This is a genomic window from Clostridium sp. AF22-10, assembly GCF_003478725.1.
In the GTDB taxonomy this organism is placed as follows: Bacteria; Bacillota; Clostridia; order Lachnospirales; family Lachnospiraceae; genus Otoolea; species Otoolea fessa.
This window is the reverse complement of the sequence record NZ_QUFZ01000056.1, coordinates 1-2,998: the sequence shown is the minus strand read 5'-3', so window position 1 is coordinate 2,998 and position 2,998 is coordinate 1. Positions and strand designations below refer to the sequence as shown.

Genomic DNA, 2,998 nt, shown 5'->3' with positions numbered 1-2,998 from the left:
CGCAAGTAGTAAGACCCCTTGAAGACGACGAGGTAGATAGGGCAGAGGTGGAAGCGTAGTAATACGTGAAGCTGACTGTTACTAATCGGTCGAGGGCTTAACCAAAAGGATATGGTTAAGAATTGGATAGGTAAGAGGAAGTTATTTCCTGAAGGATGAAAGATAGAAGTAGAAGAAATTCAGTGTGCAGTTTTGAAGATATGTAAAGAAGACCGTTGTACAGAAATGTATGACGGTTTTTTTGTGTAATAGGAAATTCCTTGGAAGTCCCTATTACACAAAAAGGTACTAACGTGCCAATGATGCGCACGTATGCGTTGACAGAAAACTCATTGTTTTCTGCTTTTTATAGCCGCGGAGGTATCTGGTGTTTTGCACATCTCTTTTTGAGTGCTGTGCTATTTCTGCGTCGTCAGAAAGACTATCTCTTTCTATTTTTGCCAAGATTATATGAGTTCTGAACCAGAAATTTAAGGATGCGTCATGCTGCTCATGCAGCGAGAAGACGGTAACATCCGATGAAAAGAATAGATTTTTCGATTTTTTTGAAAAAGTAGTTGACATTTAAAATATAATCGGTTATACTTATCTACGTTGTTGGAAAGCAATATTCCTCGATAGCTCAGTCGGTAGAGCACGCGGCTGTTAACCGCGCTGTCGTAGGTTCGAGTCCTACTCGGGGAGTTTTTTGATCCATATACTTTATGGACCTTTAGCTCAGTTGGTTAGAGCAACCGGCTCATAACCGGTCGGTCCCGGGTTCGAGTCCCCGAAGGTCCACTCTACCCAATATGAGGTAAATAAATAATTTAATATTTGGCCCGGTGGCTCAGCTGGTTAGAGCGCCGCCCTGTCACGGCGGAGGTCGTGGGTTCGATCCCCATCCGGGTCGTTTTGATACGACTGTTATAAATTGGTTCGCGTAAGCGGATTGAGGGACAGAGTATCGTAATGGGGTCTTAGCTCAGCTGGGAGAGCATCTGCCTTACAAGCAGAGGGTCACAGGTTCGAGCCCTGTAGGCCCCATTTCATTGTCGGAAAGTAAGAAGAATTTCTGCTTGATATATCGATATAATTTGAAATGAATCAACAATAAAAGAAATTTAAAAAAATCTAAAAAACAGTTGACATTCTTCAGAATGAGTTGTATAATATGACTTGTTCGTTAAGAATAAAAAGTATGTGTGTGTAGCTCAGCTGGATAGAGCACTTGGCTACGGACCAAGGTGTCGGGAGTTCGAATCTTCTCACGCACGTCGATTTCTCTGGTTGTCAGAGAGCAAAAAGCATCCTTTTGAGGGTGCTTTTTTTGTGTAATAGGGAATTCAAAGGAATTTCCTATTACACAAAAAGGCACTAACGTGCCAATGATGTGCACTCGCGCGAAGATGCATGTTGTCGCAAGCGACGCGCTCGGCGCGAGAATGTGTCAAGGCAGCAACTGTTCACAGGTAGGAATTTTCTGAACTGAAAATTCCCTACGATACAGTTCTGGCAGCAGATTTTGTCGATTTGGAATGTGCAGTATCGGCAAAATCCCGTTGATGGGCACACGCGTGCGAACCGTAACCCTGAGCACATTCTTTATTCCGTTTACGACAGCCCGGAATTGACTTTTTACCGCATGACCGATATAATAATAGGGCTGTCCCTATCAAGGCAGATAGCTTTGCGGTTTCTATGAAAGACCGCGTGGAGGAATTATGAAAACAGAATATCTGATAAAAATTGGTTCTGTCGCGAAATGGCTGGTGCCGTTTTTTGCAGCGGTGGCGCTGCTGAACGCGTAGGTTTTAAGTGGGCAGAATAAAATAGAAAGGCTGGGAAGAAGCTGGGAGATGCATCACGGATTCTGACACAGCGGAAAGGAGAAGAGATGCAGTTAGTTCAGTTAGATATGAAGCAGATATCGAGCGAGGCAGAGATTTACGACTGCCTGGTCGGTCAGATGAATTTTACCAATGCCGATGAAAAACCGGAATGGATGAATGTGATTGAGATGAACGAGCGGGATCCGTATGAGATGGATACAGAAGAACAGCCGGAGGATCCGGAGTTTAAGAAAATTCTGGAGACACCGGAGAAGACATTGGATGGTCTGGTACAGATGCTGGCTGCCCGCCTGGCAGATGATTACTGCCTGGAAGTAATCCGGGATGAAGCGGCGGATGATGAGAAGAAAGAACTGGAAAAACGTCTGGAACGCGCACTGGAAGATGCGGCGCGCACAATCGATGAAAGAGACGGGAAATTGTATGCAATACTTGAGGATACAAAACCCATGGCATTCTCCGTTATCTGATGAGCCGGAAGAAGGATTGATTCCATGTGAGGTGGTTCGGTCTTCCCGGAAGACGATCGCCATCCAGATCACGGCGGAAGGACGCCTGGTACTTCGGATTCCGAGGAGGGCTTCGGTGCAGGCTGCGATGCGGTTTGCCGAGGAACACCGCGACTGGATTGAGGTTCACTATAAAGAAGCAGTGGAACGCCAGAAGAACCGGAAAACCTATGGAGCGGAAGAAATCCGAAATTTCACAGAGAAGCTGCGCCCGGTGCTCATGCACCGGGTTGCTTTATATGCGGCGTGCATGGGCGTAACCTATGGAAAAATCACAATCCGGAACCAGAAAACGCGTTGGGGAAGCTGCAGCGCAGCTGGAAACCTAAATTTTAACTGGCGGCTGGCACTTTTGCCGGAGGATCTGATGAATTATGTGATTGTCCATGAGCTGGCACACCGGCTGGAAATGAACCATTCCGCGCGTTTCTGGACGCAGGTGGAGAATATACTGCCGGACTGGCGGGAACGGCGCAGGCGGCTTAGGGAGTATGTGATATAGAAAAGAAGCACAGACATAGATGTACTCTCGGAAGCTTTCTGTGCTTGATTTTGTGAGATGATTTTTTGTCAGTTGTGCCCAAATTTCTGAGGCGTACGCGGTGCGTACGTTGATGAAATTCGGGTGCGGCTGGCGGAAAATCAGCCACAAAAGCA

2 protein-coding genes, 5 tRNA genes and 1 rRNA gene are annotated in these 2,998 nt (G+C 46.4%); all 8 read left to right on the top strand.

Annotation, left to right across the window (positions count from 1 at the left end; translation table 11 throughout):
• A 23S ribosomal RNA gene (locus tag DWX91_RS16115) occupies positions 1-105 on the top strand; the annotation flags it as partial.
• 506 nt (positions 106-611) lie between these two features.
• Positions 612-684, top strand: a tRNA-Asn gene (locus DWX91_RS16110).
• A 22-nt stretch (positions 685-706) separates the two neighbouring features.
• Positions 707-780 (top strand) — tRNA-Ile (locus DWX91_RS16105).
• Between the two features lie 38 nt (positions 781-818).
• A tRNA-Asp gene (locus DWX91_RS16100) sits at positions 819-892 on the top strand.
• A gap of 61 nt (positions 893-953) precedes the next feature.
• A tRNA-Val gene (locus tag DWX91_RS16095) sits at positions 954-1,026 on the top strand.
• A 156-nt stretch (positions 1,027-1,182) separates the two neighbouring features.
• Positions 1,183-1,256 (top strand) — tRNA-Arg (locus DWX91_RS16090).
• Between the two features lie 620 nt (positions 1,257-1,876).
• Complete coding sequence (locus tag DWX91_RS16085; RefSeq protein WP_022358685.1) at positions 1,877-2,302, top strand: hypothetical protein; 426 nt, start codon at positions 1,877-1,879, stop codon at positions 2,300-2,302.
• Positions 2,265-2,843 (top strand): M48 family metallopeptidase, encoded by a 579-nt coding sequence (locus tag DWX91_RS16080; RefSeq protein WP_347561298.1) that lies wholly within the window; start codon positions 2,265-2,267, stop codon positions 2,841-2,843. Before DWX91_RS16085 ends, DWX91_RS16080 begins: the two co-directional genes overlap by 38 nt.
• The last annotated feature ends 155 nt before the right edge of the window (positions 2,844-2,998 follow it).